The sequence below is a fragment of the Burkholderia sp. IO2 genome (genome assembly GCF_029522185.1).
GTDB lineage: Bacteria > Pseudomonadota > Gammaproteobacteria > Burkholderiales > Burkholderiaceae > Burkholderia > Burkholderia cenocepacia.
The window spans coordinates 1-15610 of record NZ_JAKWFH010000092.1 but is presented as its reverse complement, the minus strand read 5'-3'; the positions used below and the strand labels follow the sequence as shown (position 1 = coordinate 15610).

At 63.3% G+C, this 15610-nt stretch carries 12 protein-coding genes and 2 pseudogenes; 9 read left to right on the top strand and 5 right to left on the bottom strand.

The window, feature by feature from the left end; all coding sequences use genetic code 11:
• From MMB92_RS33450 to MMB92_RS33440, 3 genes and pseudogenes are all read left to right on the top strand, one after another.
• A pseudogene (locus MMB92_RS33450) lies at nucleotides 1–105 on the top strand (IS110 family transposase); the annotation flags it as partial.
• A gap of 1653 nt (nucleotides 106–1758) precedes the next feature.
• Nucleotides 1759–2454 carry a ParA family protein gene (locus tag MMB92_RS33445; RefSeq protein ID WP_006489070.1) on the top strand — a complete coding sequence of 232 codons (696 nt, stop codon included), beginning with the start codon at nucleotides 1759–1761 and terminating at the stop codon, nucleotides 2452–2454.
• Nucleotides 2447–3478, top strand: a complete 1032-nt coding sequence (locus tag MMB92_RS33440; RefSeq protein WP_006489082.1) for a ParB/RepB/Spo0J family partition protein — start codon at nucleotides 2447–2449, stop codon at nucleotides 3476–3478. Before MMB92_RS33445 ends, MMB92_RS33440 begins: the two co-directional genes overlap by 8 nt.
• Nucleotides 3479–3573: 95 nt before the next feature.
• On the opposite strand, the gene MMB92_RS33435 is transcribed toward MMB92_RS33440, so the two are convergent.
• Together MMB92_RS33435 and MMB92_RS33430 are read right to left on the bottom strand one after the other, a co-directional pair.
• The gene (locus MMB92_RS33435) at nucleotides 3574–4890 is read right to left on the bottom strand and encodes a replication initiation protein (RefSeq protein WP_006489076.1); all 1317 of its coding nucleotides are present in this window, start codon (nucleotides 4888–4890) and stop codon (nucleotides 3574–3576) included.
• Between the two features lie 106 nt (nucleotides 4891–4996).
• The gene (locus MMB92_RS33430; protein ID WP_124550877.1) at nucleotides 4997–5251 is read right to left on the bottom strand and encodes a hypothetical protein; all 255 of its coding nucleotides are present in this window, start codon (nucleotides 5249–5251) and stop codon (nucleotides 4997–4999) included.
• 2030 nt (nucleotides 5252–7281) lie between these two features.
• Between MMB92_RS33430 and MMB92_RS33425 the strand changes: the two genes are divergently transcribed.
• On the top strand, nucleotides 7282–7650 hold the full coding sequence (locus MMB92_RS33425; protein WP_006489073.1) for a hypothetical protein: 369 nt from the start codon (nucleotides 7282–7284) through the stop codon (nucleotides 7648–7650).
• 152 nt (nucleotides 7651–7802) lie between these two features.
• On the opposite strand, the gene gcvA is transcribed toward MMB92_RS33425, so the two are convergent.
• Nucleotides 7803–8708, bottom strand: a complete 906-nt coding sequence (gcvA, locus tag MMB92_RS33420) for a transcriptional regulator GcvA (protein WP_062885900.1) — start codon at nucleotides 8706–8708, stop codon at nucleotides 7803–7805.
• A gap of 140 nt (nucleotides 8709–8848) precedes the next feature.
• Here gcvA and MMB92_RS33415 point away from each other — a divergent pair, with 140 nt between their 5' ends.
• The gene (locus MMB92_RS33415; RefSeq protein WP_124634027.1) at nucleotides 8849–10147 is read left to right on the top strand and encodes an adenylosuccinate synthase; all 1299 of its coding nucleotides are present in this window, start codon (nucleotides 8849–8851) and stop codon (nucleotides 10145–10147) included.
• Between the two features lie 305 nt (nucleotides 10148–10452).
• Nucleotides 10453–11403 (top strand): LysR family transcriptional regulator, encoded by a 951-nt coding sequence (locus tag MMB92_RS33410; protein ID WP_060265602.1) that lies wholly within the window; start codon nucleotides 10453–10455, stop codon nucleotides 11401–11403.
• On the opposite strand, the gene MMB92_RS33405 is transcribed toward MMB92_RS33410, so the two are convergent.
• Nucleotides 11394–11582, bottom strand: a complete 189-nt coding sequence (locus MMB92_RS33405) for a hypothetical protein (RefSeq protein ID WP_154317705.1) — start codon at nucleotides 11580–11582, stop codon at nucleotides 11394–11396. The two genes, MMB92_RS33410 and MMB92_RS33405, sit on opposite strands and share 10 nt — an antisense overlap.
• A 101-nt stretch (nucleotides 11583–11683) precedes the next feature.
• Here MMB92_RS33405 and MMB92_RS33400 point away from each other — a divergent pair, with 101 nt between their 5' ends.
• Nucleotides 11684–12655 (top strand): sulfonate ABC transporter substrate-binding protein, encoded by a 972-nt coding sequence (locus tag MMB92_RS33400; RefSeq protein WP_006489094.1) that lies wholly within the window; start codon nucleotides 11684–11686, stop codon nucleotides 12653–12655.
• Between the two features lie 62 nt (nucleotides 12656–12717).
• Here MMB92_RS33400 and MMB92_RS33395 read toward each other — a convergent pair whose 3' ends face one another.
• Nucleotides 12718–13572: an AraC family transcriptional regulator gene (locus tag MMB92_RS33395; protein WP_226245002.1), complete on the bottom strand. Its 855-nt coding sequence runs from the start codon at nucleotides 13570–13572 to the stop codon at nucleotides 12718–12720.
• A 727-nt stretch (nucleotides 13573–14299) separates the two neighbouring features.
• On the opposite strand from MMB92_RS33395, the gene MMB92_RS33390 reads away from it, so the two are divergent.
• Nucleotides 14300–15181, top strand: coding sequence for a LysR family transcriptional regulator (locus tag MMB92_RS33390; protein ID WP_277563222.1), 882 nt, complete (start codon nucleotides 14300–14302; stop codon nucleotides 15179–15181).
• 224 nt (nucleotides 15182–15405) lie between these two features.
• Nucleotides 15406–15610 (top strand): annotated as a pseudogene (locus tag MMB92_RS33385) (efflux transporter periplasmic adaptor subunit); the annotation flags it as partial.

The following is a 15610-nucleotide window of genomic DNA, read 5'->3' as shown; positions in this document are numbered from 1 at the left end:
CTGTCCAAGGTCGCGCTTGTTGCCTGCATGCGCAAGCTCCTAACCATGCTCAATGCCATGGTCAAAACCAACACGCCTTGGGACGATTCACTTCATCGGGCTTGACTCGGAAGACGGTTACTCAGTCGCTGTTGAACGTCAAACCGCAGCCGACGCGTGTCGAGCGGCCGCATCCCACGCTCGGATCTCACATCCGGCTACAGATAATCGCCCTGAACCGACGCTCTCTGAGCGGATCGTAGCCGCGCTCTCTTCTGAAGACTGCGTTGTATCGGTCGCGCTGCGATTACCGGCCCACGAATGCCCGGCGTCAACTCCTATCTACTCCGAACCCCACCATTCCATGAATCGCGCGACCGACGTGTGCGTTGTCACGTGACAACTGGCGCTAAATATCGGTGCGCCCCGTACTCGATTGGAGGCTCAAGGGGATTCAATGGTAGCGCACCGATCCTCCCGGCTCATCGGCGGATCCCGCGAAGAATCAGCCGAAACGTATCAAAAACAACAAATCACATATCAATCAAAACAAATCTGGCCGCAGCCGTATCAATCTTCAATGCCCGGGCGTTGAAAACTCATACGCCCCTATTTCCCGAGGGTGCAGCATCCGTTTTGCGTGAAACAGCATGAAGAATATGGCGCAAACCATTGCCCGACAAGGATTTCCGGCGAGTGCTTATTTTCGGGAAATGTTTCACGATCCGACCCGTTTGGGTTGTTACATGCCTCTGACGTATGATTCAGCGCCAGTAGCAGTTCATACCTGCGGCTATCTCCGGCATCAACAGTCCGCCAGCGCAAGCACCGGCTGGCGGCCACGAAGCAACCTACCCTATCGGCCGGCACGCGTGGAAACGCAGGGTCGCGCCCCTATAAATGGGGACATATCATGACAGCCCCATGCAGCCTTTGCGACAGAGCTCGACAGCATTGCGTCAGCCCTTGAGGGTCCGCACGCCGGTAGGAATTTGGCCGCGCAACCGATCGTGCCAAGGCCTTCGCAGCCCCAAGCCGTTTCTTTGCGACAGCAACGGGGCGCTCCTCGCCATAGAGTCGCCATCGCTTGAACTTCCCGGCATCGCGTCCTGTTGTCACGTGACAACTCACCGATGGACACGCGGACAAACCACCTCGGCGAAAACTATCAACTTCGTGCGTTTCCCCGACAATATGCCTCCACGCCGCGAGCGTCGACCAGCAACAACTATTCTTAACTGACCACAAATCCCCTATCCGAGACAGCACCTTGGGATTGTTTGTCACGTGACAACTCATCTTGCCAGGTAGGCGTCCGCGATTCAGCGCCCGTGCAGCGGTAATTACAGTGAAGCGATTACCCCGCGCTCCAGGTCGCAATCGAAAACTTTCGCGCGACGTAGCATTCAGTGGAATCGATGCCCGGCGACTTGTCACGTGACAACCGGCTCTTCCTCGCTACCGGAGGATCTCAGCGCTCCGGATTTGTATCAAATTTCGTCTCAGACTGAAGCACGACGAGACATCAACTCTCTGAGATAAAGTTTCGCGATCGTTGCCGAAGACGGCGAACTGGCTCGTGCTTGTCGTTCGATTTTACAAACATGAGCGACTGGCTCGTTTTTCTTGGATCAATAAGTACGAGTAACGCCTTAGCCATTCGGCCCACTTGTCACGTAACAACCACAACGATCAACAAAATATCCTCTGCTTCGAACGCTTTTCTGGACATTCCGTTAATAACTGCATATATTACGAAAAACTCCGTGGAGGAATTTAATGGCTTTCAAGATCGCCGTCAGTAATCAAAAAGGTGGGACTGGAAAGACAACCATTTCCGTCAACATCGCGGCTGCCTTCGAAGCCGGCGGTAACAAGGTCGCGTTGATCGATGCCGACCCTCAAGGCACTTCCGTCCGTTGGGTCACGAGCGGCGAGAACACGCTGCCGATGACGGTCCTTTCGCTGGCTCCCGCGGGCCGCGGTATCGGCGGTGAGATCAAGAAGCAGGACGCGAACTTCGACGTGATCGTCGTCGACTGCCCCGGCAACCTGGAAGATCCGCGTATTGCATCCGTCCTCGAAGTAGCCGACTTCTGCCTGGTGCCGCTTTCGCCTTCGCCGGCCGACTTGTACAGCACCGTCGCGATGATCCGCATGATCGAGTCGATGCGCGCCGTTCGAAATCCTCAACTTTCTTCCGCATTGATGCTGAATAGCGTCAATGGAAAAACTAAAATGCGTGAAGAAATTTTAAAAATTCTAAGGGCTGAAGAAATAGGGGAGCATCTGCTCGACAGCCAGATCGCGCAACGCGAGGTCTATCGTCAGACGTTCGCGCTCGGCACCACGATCCATCACCACAATCGATACCTGAAGGGCCTGAAGGAAGCCCGCGCGGAAATCGAAAGGCTGGTCACGGAAATGGCCCAATACATCGCGTCGACGCGCGCTACCGGAGCCGCCCATGGCTAAGGACACCTCGAAAGACAAGAAACCGACCGGCAACCTGCATCTCGCGGCCGGCCTGTTGCGCGGACTCGCGCAGGAAAATGCGGCGCTCGAAACGCGGCTGCCCGAGCCGACGGCCGCACCGGCTGCGGTCGTCGAAGCGACGCCCGCCAGTGCGCCGGCCGCCGCCACGCCCGCCGGTACGGCCGATCTTGGCGCGCCGCAGAAGGTGCTGGTCAAGGACTGCATCCCGAACCCGTTCAATCCGCGCGTGTTCTACTCGGAATCGAGCCTGCACGAGCTCGCACTGACGTTGAAACGGGAAGGGCAGATCGAGCCGATCAAGGTCACGCGACTCCCCGAGTTTCCCGGCAAGCTCGTCGTGATCGACGGGCAACGCCGGCTGCGTGCGACGAGCATCAACGGCGACGAGACGATCAATGCGACGTTCCGCACGGATCACACGCCCGAGCAGCTCTATACGATCGCGTATCGCGCGAACCACGACCACGAACGCCAGACGATCTTCGACGATGCGGTTGCGTGGAAACGTCTCCTCGACGAGAAGGTCTTTTCCGACCAGAACACGCTGGCGGAAAAAATCGGCAAGGACAAGGCCTCGATCAGCAAGACGCTGTCGCTCAACGCGCTGCCGAACACGCTGCTGGAGCGGATGGCCAGTGCGAACGACGTCGTCGGTCTGCAGGCGGCGTACTTCCTCAAACTGATCTATGAACGCCTGGGCGAGCCGACGGCCGACCGGCTGCTGACGGCCGTGATCGACCGGAAAAAATCCGTCCGCGATCTCGAGAATTTCCTGCGTGCGCAGAGCGACGGCACCAAGAAGGCCGGACGCACGCGCTACAGCGTTCGTCACGACTTCGCGCTCGAATCGCGCGCGATCGGCCAGTTGAAGACGTATCCGGACGGGCGTCTGGATCTGCAACTCAAGGGCGTCGACGCATCCCACCAGGAAGCGCTTGCCGACAAGCTCAAGACCGTCATCGACGCGTACGTGGCGGATCTGGCGACGGCCACGTCAAAGTAACGCGCCACCGACGAAAGGCCTCGTCTTCGCACTGCGCCGCGAACCCGGACCGCAACACGGTTCGGCGCACGGCGCGCACGACGGCGAGGCCGCGTTCAGTTGCCTGCGAGGCTGCTTTTCAGCAGGAATTCCAGCAGGTCGTCCGAGGTCGGCTCGCCCCAGGTATCGAGCGCCAGCCATCGGAAGAAGCTCGTCTGCGCGAGCTTGCTCGCCTTCTTCTTCGGCGACAGCGTCAGGTCCTTCGACCCCGCCACCGTCTCGTTGTAGCGCTCGATCAGCTTGGTCTGGTCGTCGATCTCCAACTCGCGGAAATACGCGCCGGCTTCCTCGACCTTCGCCGCCAGATACTTGTCGCGGATCTGCTCCTGCTTGCTCTGCGCGGATTCCTTCGCCGGTGCGGCCGTTTCGGTGCCCTGACCGTCGGCCAGCGTGTAGCCGTGCGTCAGCGCCTTGCGGAAATACGCGGCGACGTTGTCGACCGGCGTCGCATTCTTCTTCGTAGTCCGATTGAGCGTATAGGCAATCGCCGCCTTGATGCGCTGCACGCCGTATTGCGTGATCAACCGGCGCGCTTCCGAGCGCGGAATGCCGAACTTCGCGACTTCCTCGACCAGCGCTTCGTTCTTGACGTCGCCGTCCTCGACCGTATCGGTGCTCTGCTTGCGCGTCACCTTGAACTGCACGGCTTCCACGCTGCGGCCGGATTTGTGTTCGATCAGCTCGAGCGTGTGGTCCGATACTTCGTTCACCTCCTGGATGCACGGCACCAGCACCTTGCTCTTGAACAGCTTGTATTCCTTGTACGACTGCGACGCCTTGTCCTGGCCGAGGATGAGGTCACGGAATTTCGGCAACGGAATCTTCGCGGTGATGCCGATTCCTTCGTAGCGCACCGTGTTTTCCCACAGCGCGAGCGAATGCGATCGCCGGAACTCGCGAGCGATCCGCATATCGATCAGCGCGTAGATTTCGGGATTGAGCAGTTCGCTGCGAATCTGGTCGGAGAAGCTGTACTTCAGCACCGATTGTTCGAGCTCCGCGCCGGCGAGCAGGCCCGACGCCTTCCAGACCGTCGAACGGTCCGCGGCCAGGTAGTCCCAGTTGACGACGGTACTGATCAACGAGTTGACCGTGTCCTTCACGTACTTCGTGTTGTTGCTGTTCAACCCGCTCTCGTGCGACAGCGACGCTATCGAGATCGAGAAGCTCGTCCGGCCGGGTTCGAACGCCTCCTGCCGAAGCGCGTTCTTGATCAGCGAGCTGAACATCTTGCGCTGCTGCAGACCGATCTTTCCGGACTTCGGTGCGATATGAATCGCCTGGACCGCCTTGCGCAACAGGTCGGGAGGCTCGGGTGTCTGAAACAGCGAAACCTGTTTGTCTGAGCCTTTGCTTGCGGGCTTGCGCGGCATCGTGGTGTCCGGGTAAGGTTGCCTTATTGAGAGCGGACTTTATACCTTTTCGCGCGGCGGAGCAACGTCCGTGCTCCAGCATCACTTTCACTATCTGAGCTAACCATCAGATATGAAAGGAAAAATTCTGGTTCATCGATTTGCGCGAGGCCCCATATCCGTCTACCTTTTGCCAAAAAGGCCTCCCAAAAGCCGCTACCTTTCCTGGGCGACCACGCAAACCCGGCACAAGATTTGCCACCACGAAGGTACCCATCCATGGGGGCAAACGCGCGGAATCGGGATGGTCGGGAGGATTCGTGGTGCCTTGCAGCACAACCGCCGTTTTCTCCCATAACTTGCTACCTTCGTCGATTCCCATAGGAGGGTACCTGTCAGCACCGTCAAACGTATTGCTTGCCGTCCCGAGCGTAGAAATCGCGCCCATAAACGGCAACCATTCGCTTTCCCCATAAAAGGTAACCTGTCGATGACACCGGTCCTGTCTATGGGAAAGCGCTACGGGGTGCGCGAGGGAAAGGACAACGAATCGATTCAGTCCGGCTCCCATAACCGGCTACCTTCTTGATTCCCCATAACCGGCTACCCAAAGAAAATCACTGTGCACGCAACGAACTTCCGATCGAGAAAAGTCGCCCATAAAAGGCTACCTTCATGCGTTCCCATAGACGACTACCTAACGCAATTTCCGGCCGATTTCCCATAACCGGATACGCTCGCCCCATATCCACAACCCTGATTCCCCACAGCGTGGTACCCCAAACCCCAAATCCACAGACCTGAAACCCCAAGCCCTTCCACCTGTGCTCCCATAAATGGGTACCGAACACCGCTCAAAGCCTTGCCAGATAAGGCTGTGAGCCGTCTAAAAGTAGTTAAAGAAGTAAACGTGGTTTACCAAAGATGTAAACACACGTGTGCTTGCACAGAAAGACGAACCCCATAAACCGCTACCAATGGGAGTCATCTGTGGGAGACGAAGCCCCGGATCTCTCGATTCAGGCCGACTCCGCCCTGTCTGCCCACACTGGTTTCTGATGGCTCCAAGCCTGACAAGGTATCCCGAAGAGGTGAGTGCCCACTCACAAACACCGAAACGTAGAAACTTATGGGAGGAAATCCCCGGATTCGGAGTAGAGGTTCCCGTTTATGGGACGCAGAAACGTGGCTCGCGGCCCCTGCGATGCCTGTGATTGACCAGCGGAACGGATCCCGTCGGTTTCCTCCACAGCAGTTCGAAATCATCCCGGGCTGCCGGCGAGTGGTTTTTTGTACTCGCGCTGCCTCGTCTGTGGACAAGTTTTTGCCGATCGCCGGTGACGCTGCTCGCCAAATTTAGCCTGTGGACTGTGCAAGCAGGTATCCGCGCCGGGCTGTTTTCCATCCTCATGTCCCGTCCGTTTTTCTACCTTTGTAGCCACGATCGGGAGTCGTCATGCTGTGCCCGTCACCGGCAACGAGAAATTCGTACAACGGCCCGAAAGCAACCTCATGCCGAAAGGCCACCGCACAGAGGGCCGGACCGCCGCGCCGATCTTGACGGCATTCAGGCATTCATCGACATCGCTGCGAGGCAACGTGAAGATGTCGCCGGATCCGACGCTCACCGCACCCGATTCTGCCGATGCTCCCGAACATCCTCACCTTTTCAAAAACGCTGGATCCCGTAAAAGCTCACCGATCAGGTGGAGCACAGGTATAAGCAAGCTGTGCAGGTAGCAGCTTCGTTCAGATAGGGAACCGTCGATGGGAGCAAACAACAACGGGTGGCGTCCATGTGTGATGCCTGGTGCGTCGGCAAGTATCGTCACGGGGACGAGCATGTGTTCACGGTGATGTGCGCATCCATCAGACGAGCGTTGCCCCTCATGCCGGGTTCAGCACATCCGTGAGACCGACCAGGCCGGCGTTTTCACCGCTCGCACGGCACTCACCTTTTTCGTCAGACCTGCCGGTCGTCCACGGGTAACCTTCGGCATCACAGTGTCGCGAAACCTGCCGAATCAATGACCGAACACCGCAACGGCGCAACGTAACCGTCTCGATCGCCAAAGAACCGAATCGTGGTCGTTTATGGGAGGAACCGTCGCTCGAGCTACATCGAACGACGACGTAACGCACGGACCGACTGTTGCTGCGGTGATCGTGCGAGCGCGACGATCATCACGTCGGGCATGAGCGTATCGATATCACCACCCATGAAACAGCCATCGACGCCGCGCGTCGTGTCCGGTACGACTGCGCCCGTCATCGAACGCACGAGCCACGTCGTCTCCCATACGTGTATCCCCAATGCCGTCGCACGATGGCGCCACATTTTTTGCGACACGGTTATGATGCACAGGTCCTGATCGCGACATGACGACCGGTCAGGGCAGGGGCGGTATCTCGATGGTTTTTCAAACCGTGATGGTCATCAAAAAAGAGAGTTCAGCGATGCGAATCCAGATCAGAAAACTCACGCTGGCTGCTACGGCAGCCGCTTTCCTGTTCGGCTCGGCCGTTCCGGCGTTCGCGCAGACCGACGCCGCCAGCGCACCGGCTGCGGCGGCTGCACAGGACGCAAAGGCCGCGAAGAGCGAAGCGCGCAAGGCGGCCCGGGCCAAACGCAAAGCCGAACGCAAGGCCGCGCGTGCGAAGAACACCGCCGAGCTGAAGAAACTCGAAGACGCCGGTTACAAGCCGGCGGCCAATGATCCGAACTATCCGCAGAACCTGCAGAACGCGGAGAAGAAGGCCGGCGCCGCAGCAAGCCAGTAAGCGAGGTCCGGCGGCAAGCCACGGTTCGATCCGCGGCTTGCCGTTTGCATTGCGATCAAGCGATGCGCACAGGCGAACACGTTCCGGACATTCACCTCATTTGATTCGGAATCCTTCATTATTTGAAGGCGCGCGGCTGGCATGCCGAAGCGTCAATCCCGCCCGCCCGATGCAGTCGCGCTTCCCGTCACCTTCAACCAGTCCTTGAACGCACGTACGGCGTCGTCGTCCGCCCGCGCGGATGCCACATACGTGAAATAGCGCCACGGCGGCAGCGCCGGTTCGCTGAACGGCTGCACGAGCCGGCCTTCGGCGATGTCGTCGGCGACGAGCGCGATCGGCCCCATCGCGACGCCGAGCCCGTCGAGCGCGCCTTGCAGCGTCAGGTAGAAATGCTCGAGCGTGAGCGAGTGTCGCGGGACGAGATTCGGATGCCCGGCCGCCGCGAGCCATTCCGGCCACATGCCCGGATAGGTCGCCGCGTGCAGCAACGTGAAGCTGGCGAGATCGGCAGGCGTATCCAGCGACCGGCCCTCCAGCAACTTCGGCGCACACACCGGCAGCCGGACTTCGGACAGGAATTCCTCCGCGACGTACCCGTCGATGGCCTGCGGGCCGCCGCGCACGATCAGGTCGACCTTGTCGCGCAGCTTTTCGATCGGCTCGTTCGACGTCGACAGCCGCACCTCGATGGCCGGATGCGCGACCTGGAACGACGACAGCTTCGGGACGAGCCAGCGCAGCGAGAACGTCGCGGGCGCGCTGACGCGCAACACGCGCTGCTGCGCGTGGCCGAAGTGCTGCGCGGTGGCGAGCGCGATCCGGTCGAACGAGGCGCCGACCTCGGCGAGGTACGCGCGCCCGGCCGCGGTCAGTTCCACGCGCCGGTTGTGGCGTTCGAACAGCGACCGCCCGAGCCACGCTTCCAGTTGCTGCACGTGCCGGCTGATCGCGCCGTGCGTCACGCACAGCTCGTCGGCGGCCAGCGTGAAGCTGCCGAGGCGCGCGGCGGCTTCGAACGCGCGCAGCGAATTCAACGGAGGGAGACGTCGGGCCATGGCATCGTTTCGTGTGAGATTTCATCACACGATGGTTCAGGTTTAATCGTTTGATCGGGTGATCCAGCTCCGTCAATATGGCATACAAACGGCCCATGCGGCCGAACGAGTGTCTGAATTTCTCACATGGAGTACGGAGCATGCCGAACGTGGTGGTCGTGGGCGCCCAATGGGGTGACGAAGGCAAGGGGCGCGTCGTGGACTGGCTGGCGGCACAGGCCGATCTCGTCGCACGCTACAACGGCGGGCACAACGCGGGCCACACGCTGGTCGTCGGCGGCAACACGTACAAGCTCGCGCTGCTGCCGAGCGGCATCGTGCGCGGCAAGCGCGGCGTGATCGGCAACGGGGTGGCGCTCGACCCCGAAGCGCTGCTCGCGGAAATCGGGCGGATGGCCGAGCTCGGGTTGTCGGTGACGCCGGACAACCTGTCGATCGCCGAGAACGCGACGCTGGTACTGCCGATTCACCGCGCGATCGACGAGGCGCAGGAGCGGTTGCGCCGCGAGCCCATCGGCACCACGCTGCGCGGCATCGGGCCGGCCTACGAGGACAAGGTCGGCCGTCGCGGGCTGCGTGTCGGCGATCTCGCGGAACCGGGCGGGCTCGCGGCCAGGCTCGACGTGCTCGTCGACCATCACAATGCATGGTTCCGCGGCCTGGGGCTCGACGCGTACGATCGCGACGCGATGCTGGCGACGCTGGTTGCGCTCGCACCGAAGATCCTGCCGTTCGTGCGTCCGGTCTGGGCCGACCTCAACGACGCGACCGATCGCGGCGAGCGCATTCTGTTCGAAGGCTCGCAGGCCGTGATGCTGGACATCGACTGGGGCACGTACCCGTTCGTGACGTCGTCGGGCACCGTGGCATCGGCCGCGGCGGCCGGCACCGGGCTCGGTGCGGCGAAGCTCGGCCACGTGCTGGGTGTCACGAAGGCGTATGCGACGCGGGTCGGCGGTGGCCCGTTCCTCACCGAATTGACCGACGCCACCGGCGAAACGCTGCGCGCGCGTGGACAGGAATTCGGCGTCAACACCGGCCGGCCGCGGCGCTGTGGATGGCTCGATGCCGCGCAACTGCGCCAGGCCGTCAGGATCTCGGGCATCGATTCGCTCGCGCTCACCAAGCTCGACGTGCTCGACGGCTTCGAGTCGATCGAGCTGTGCGTCGGATACGAATTCGACGGCGCGCGCGTCGACCATTTGCCCGCGAGCCTCGATGCGCAGTCGCGCGCGAAGCCGGTCTATGAACGATTCGACGGCTGGCAAGGCTCCGTGAAGGGCGTACGCGAGCGAGCGGCGCTGCCGCGCGCGGCGCGAGATTTCATCGCGCGCATCGAAACCGTGGCGGGCGCGCCGGTTTCGATGATCACGACCGGCGCGGAGCGCGACGACACGATCGTATTGCGCAATCCGTTCGATGCGGCGGGCGCCGCGTAACGCGCGAGGCGCGAAGGGCGTCGATCGACGGGCCGGCGGCATGCCGGTCGACGGGTAGTTTTTGCCGGCCCGATGCTGTCGGCCTGTCGGTACGTTCGATACGTATGTGCGCCCGGCCCGGATCCCGCGCGGCGGGCTGCTCGGCAGCACGATTCGGCATCCGGATCACGCCGCGTACGGCGAACTGGACACGTCTGCAACGCTGCTGTACTGTTCCGCACAATTCGCGCCAGACCGGCGTGTGCCGGCGCCGCCGGCACCCTGTCGGCACGGCGGTGCGACGTGACAATCCCGGGGACAGGTCGATGGATACGTTACAGATGATGCGCATTTTCGTCCGGGTCGCGGAGGAGGGCAGCTTCACGAGCGCGGCCCAACGTCTGGACATCACGACGGCCTACGCATCGCGCTCGGTCGCGCAACTCGAAACGCATCTGCGCACGCGCCTGCTCAACCGCAGCACGCGCCGCATCGCGCTGACCGACGCCGGGCAGCGCTATCTCGACCGCTGCCAGCGCATCCTCGGCTATATCGACGAAGCGGAAGCCGAGGCCGCCGATGCACAGGCGAAGCCGTCCGGGCGGCTGCACGTGCACGCGACGACGAGTTTCGGCCAGTCCTACGTGGTGCCCGCGGTCGTGCGCTACCGCGAACGCTATCCGTCGGTCGCGGTCGAGCTGACGCTGTCGCAGCACGTGCCCGACATCATCGACGAAGGCTACGACGTATCGCTCCAATTGAGCACGACGGAGCTGCCCGATTCCGGGCTGGTATCGCAGCGGCTCGGCGACGTGGGCAGCGTGCTGTGCGCGTCGCCTGCGTATCTGAAGGCGCGCGGTACGCCGCGCACGGTGAGCGACCTCGCCGGGCACGCGTGCCTGCAGATCGTCACGCCGCTCTTTCCGCGCGACCGCTGGCATCTCGACGGTCCGAACGGTCGAGAAACGTTCGAGCTGTCGCTGCCGGATTTCCAGGTGAACATCGCCGATGCGCTCGGCGCCGCGCTGCGCGCGGGGCTCGGGATCGGCTCGCTGCCGATGTCGGCTGCGCTGCCCGCGCTCGCGAGCGGTGCGCTGGTGCGCGTGCTGCCCGATTACCGGTTGCAGAAGCTGACGGTCTATACGTTGTATGCGTCGCGTCAGTATCTCGATGCGAAGATCCGCACGTTCGTCGATTTCCTGCGGGAATGCGTGCCGGAGATGCTGGCCGCCGACGAGGCCGCGTTGAACGCCTGTTGCGCCGCCCGTCATTCCTGAACTGATTCACGCATGGTCGGTACGTGAGTACCGCGCACTGTCTCTCTGTTCGATGAAAATAATTGGTAGTCCTGCATTAAAGGCGGGTGACGAACGCATGTGCGCCGATCGTTCCTGACAACGATGCCCGTGCCATCGGCATTGCCCTTATGAAAACGCTTGCTTTCGATATCGAACATCGTTGGTTCGGCGCGCAGCGGCCCCCTTTTAGAATCGGTTCGACCTGCTTCATCGCATGCGCGCGCTCCGGCCGCGCCTCCTTCATCGAACCCGAAACGACATGGCAGATCGACACTCCAGTATCCGCCGCCGGCTGCTTCATGCCGGCCTGGCACTCGCGGCAGGCGCCGCCGCCCACCCGGGTCTTGCGCTGGCCGGCGCGGCCGGCACGCGTACGTTGCGCATCGGTTATCAGAAAGGGCCGCTCAGCCTGCTGAAGGCACGCGGCACGCTGCAAGGCAAGCTCGCGACACTCGGCGTGAACGTCACGTGGACCGAGTTCCCGTCGGGGCCACCGCAACTCGAGGCGCTGAACGCGGGATCGATCGATTTTGGCGATGTCGGCGAAGCGCCGCCGATCTTCGCGCTCGCGGCCGGTGCGCCGCTTGTCTACTACGCGCAGACGCCGGCCGGTCCGACAACCGAAGCGGTGGTCGTCGCGAAGGACTCGCCGGTCAAGACCTTTGCCGACCTGCGCGGCAAGCGCATCGCGCTGGTGAAGGGATCGAATACGCACTTCCTGCTGGTCCGGCTGCTGCAGGCCGCGAAGCTCGGCTATGCCGACGTCACGCCGGTGTGGCTGTCGCCGTCCGATGCGCGGGCGGCATTCGAGAACCGCTCGGTCGATGCGTGGATCATCTGGGATCCGTTTCTCGCGGTGGTCCAGCAGGCATTCGGCGCGCGCATCGTCGCGGATGGCACGGGGCTGGTCGAGAACCGCAGCTACTACTTCGCGTCGCGCACGTACGCGCAGCGCAATGCCGACGTGCTCGACGCGGTCGTGTCGGAACTGACGACGGTCCAGCGCTGGCTCGATGCGAACCGCGCGCAGGGCGCGGCCGAATTCTCGAAGCTCTGGGGGATTCCGGAGCCGGCCGTGGCGCTCGCGTTTCGCCGCGCACGCTTCGGTGTCGAGCCCGTCACCCGCGACACGCTCGCGTACCAGCAGCGCATCGCGGATGTGTTCTACCAGGCCGGCATCCTGCCGAAACGCGTCGACGTCAGCGTGGCAGCGCCGCCGTCGCTCGCGTGAGGGTCTAACCGCCCCTGCGATCGGGTGGGTGACGAGTCGCTTTGTCGCCCCCCGATATTCCTTCATGGTGCAACGCGCGACAGCGGCACCGCTTCCCCGCGCAGCCTCGCGACGTCGCGGCCCGGCGCGTCGCCGAACAGCCGTGCGTATTCGCGGCTGAACTGCGACGCGCTCACATAGCCGACGCTGCGACACGCCTGCCGCGCATCCATCGCCGACAGGCACATCAGATGGCGCGCCTCCTGCAGTCGCAGCACCTTCTGGCATTGCAACGGGCTCATCGACGTGACCGCCCGGAAGTGATGGTGGAACGTCGACGGGCTCATCTCCACCTGCCGCGCGAGCGAGTCGACCACCATCGGATCGAGGTAGTGATCGCGAATCCATGCGACGGCGCGCGAGATGCGCTGGGTCGTCGAACCGGCGTCGCCGATCTGCGCGACGCGCGCGCCCGACGGGCCGCGCAGCAGCCGGATGAGGATTTCGTCGACGATCAGCGGCGCGATCAGGTCGAGGTCGTCCGGTTGCGCCATCAGTTGCATCAGTCGCGCGATGGCGTCGACGATTTCCGGCGTCGCGTCGTGCGTGTCGAGTGCGCGGCAGTCGACGGCTTTCGGCAGCCCGCGCGGGAAGACGACCGGCGTGAGCGCCGCGATGCGCGCAGGATCGAGTTCGAGTTGCGCGTACAGGAACGGCTCGGCCGGGCTCGCACGCGTCACGCGGCCGGTCACCGGCAGGTCGGCCGTTGCGACCAGCATCCGCGATTCGTCGATCGTGTAGGTATCGTCGCCGACCCGCATCGACTTCGCGCCTTGCCCGACGATGCTCAGGCACGCGTGGTGCACGCCGTGGTTCCATTGCGGCGGCGGCACGGAAGCGCGCGCGATGCGCATGCCGCGCAGCGGAAGGTCGAACATGCCGTCGTGCGGTGCATAGGCGGCGATCAGCGTCGCCAGCCGGGCCGCGACGGGTGCGCCGGCTCGCGATCGTGCGTCGTGATCCGGCGGGGTGCGCGGGTGCAGTGGCGTTCGAGCGTCGATTTCCATGTTGCGTGAGCGGTTGGCGGAGTGAGCGATGCCATGCGCGCGGCGGCGATTCCCTGTCGAGCTGCACGCACGGCGGTCACATCGTACGGCCAGTTGCGTGCGCCGGATTGCCTAAACCTGTCCGAAATTAGCCCGATCATCCGGACCTGCATGGTCGGCGCACGCATCGCCCGTCGTGGCATCGTGTGCAGCGCACAAATTCGGAAATTAAGGCAAAACAATCGCAGGATCGGGCAAGCCATTTTCCGGCGGTTTCCCTACCATTGCACCTGCTGAAGGAAATGCGGTTTCAGCGTGCCCGGATGATGCGGGCAACACCGTCCGCGTGATGCGCGGCCGCCGCCGGCCTTGCCGCGCGCGTCGTCGCCGCGCATCGCGGGAAAAGAATCAGGACTGCTACTGAATGATCGTGCATCGGGCTTGCCGAGGCTGGTTTGCGGCCGTTGCAAGCTGGCTCGTGCCCGTCGCGAGCGTGCCGACCGACCCGGCGGAGCCGGCGTCGGCGCCGCCGCATTGGCCGGGCCGATGCGGGCGGGTGGCGGTGCGGCGTCGGGGTGCAGGCAGACGGGCAGTCGTTCGCGCAGGGGAATCCGGACAAATGGACCAACTTCAATCGATGCGGGCATTCGTGACGGTGGCAAGGGAAGGCGGATTTCGCCGGGCCGCGACGCGGCTGCGCGTGTCGACGGCGATGGCGAGCCGGCTGGTCGATGCGCTCGAGACGCGCCTCGGTGCGCGCCTGCTTCAACGCAGCACGAGCCACCAGTCGCTGACGGAGATCGGCGAGCTGTATCTCGCGCGCGTCGAGCGGATTCTCGGTGCGATCGACGAGATCGACGGTCGTTTCGTCGCGATGGGCAGCAAGCCGGAAGGCGTATTGCGCGTGGCCGCGCCGGTCGCGTTCGGGCTCAGCCAGTTGAGCGCGCTGCTCGATCGCTTCGTGCACCGGTTTCCGGACGTGCGGCCGACGGTGACGCTGACCGATGCCCACGTCGACCTGACTGCCGAGGACATCGACGTCGCGTTTCTGACGGATGGCATGCCGGTGTCCGGCGCGCACGCGTTGCATACGCTGGCTGCATACGAAACCGTGCGCGTCGCGGCGCCGGGCTACGTCGCCGCGCACGGCGGCGCCGCTGCGTCGGGCGACTGGCCGGAACTCGCGGCCGTGCGGCTGGAGTTGCCCGCGGCCGACGACGACCCGGCGGCCGCGATTCGATCCGGTGCGGCGTCCGGCAATACGGGCGTCGGCCATCTCGAGATGGCGCGGCGGCTGGCCGTCGCCGGCATGGGCGCGGCGGTGCTGCCCGCGTATCTCGTCGATGCGGATCTGGCGGCCGGCACGCTCGTGCGCGTGGCCCCGGTCCGCCCGCTCGCGCCCGTCACGCTGAAGCTCGCGCATGCGCGTGCCGCGCGTCTGCCGGCCGCCGCGCGCGCGTTCATCGAATTCGCAGGCGCCGCATTCCGGCCCACGCGCTAACGGGCCGGCTGATCCCACGGCAACGCGAGCCCGCCGGGGCCGCAGGCTCGCCGTTCTTTTTCGGAAGCAGTTCGGCGCACGAACGCTCCGCAGGGTGCAACGCACACCCGCAACACGCGTCCGCATCCGCGGTGGGCCGGAAGCTGCAGGTCCGCCGCGTGTCAGGGCCATGAGGAGATCTGGTGATTCCCATTGAAGGTCGTCTAATTGTGAGAGGTCGCTCCATGCGCGTCGAACGGGTTCCATACCGCTTAATCACTGCCGCAACGGCTGCCGTTTTCCTGGCCGCGTGCGGGAAAAAGGAATCGGCACCGCCGCCGCAAACGCCGGAAGTCGGCGTCGTCACCGTCCAGCCGCAATCCGTACCGGTCTTCACCGACCTGCCGGGCCGCACCAGTGCATTCCTCGTCGCGCAGGTGCGCGCGCGGG

Excerpts from the sequence above, each read along its gene's own strand:
- MMB92_RS33445 (WP_006489070.1), top strand. The coding sequence starts at position 1,759 with ATGGCTTTCAAGATCGCCGTCAGTAATCAAAAAGGTGGGACTGGAAAG.
- MMB92_RS33440 (WP_006489082.1), top strand. The coding sequence starts at position 2,447 with ATGGCTAAGGACACCTCGAAAGACAAGAAACCGACCGGCAACCTGCAT.
- MMB92_RS33435 (WP_006489076.1), bottom strand. The coding sequence starts at position 4,890 with ATGCCGCGCAAGCCCGCAAGCAAAGGCTCAGACAAACAGGTTTCGCTG.
- MMB92_RS33430 (WP_124550877.1), bottom strand. The coding sequence starts at position 5,251 with ATGGGAATCGACGAAGGTAGCAAGTTATGGGAGAAAACGGCGGTTGTG.
- MMB92_RS33425 (WP_006489073.1), top strand. The coding sequence starts at position 7,282 with ATGGTTTTTCAAACCGTGATGGTCATCAAAAAAGAGAGTTCAGCGATG.
- gcvA (WP_062885900.1), bottom strand. The coding sequence starts at position 8,708 with ATGGCCCGACGTCTCCCTCCGTTGAATTCGCTGCGCGCGTTCGAAGCC.
- MMB92_RS33415 (WP_124634027.1), top strand. The coding sequence starts at position 8,849 with ATGCCGAACGTGGTGGTCGTGGGCGCCCAATGGGGTGACGAAGGCAAG.
- MMB92_RS33410 (WP_060265602.1), top strand. The coding sequence starts at position 10,453 with ATGGATACGTTACAGATGATGCGCATTTTCGTCCGGGTCGCGGAGGAG.
- MMB92_RS33405 (WP_154317705.1), bottom strand. The coding sequence starts at position 11,582 with ATGTTCGATATCGAAAGCAAGCGTTTTCATAAGGGCAATGCCGATGGC.
- MMB92_RS33400 (WP_006489094.1), top strand. The coding sequence starts at position 11,684 with ATGGCAGATCGACACTCCAGTATCCGCCGCCGGCTGCTTCATGCCGGC.
- MMB92_RS33395 (WP_226245002.1), bottom strand. The coding sequence starts at position 13,572 with ATGTTCGACCTTCCGCTGCGCGGCATGCGCATCGCGCGCGCTTCCGTG.
- MMB92_RS33390 (WP_277563222.1), top strand. The coding sequence starts at position 14,300 with ATGGACCAACTTCAATCGATGCGGGCATTCGTGACGGTGGCAAGGGAA.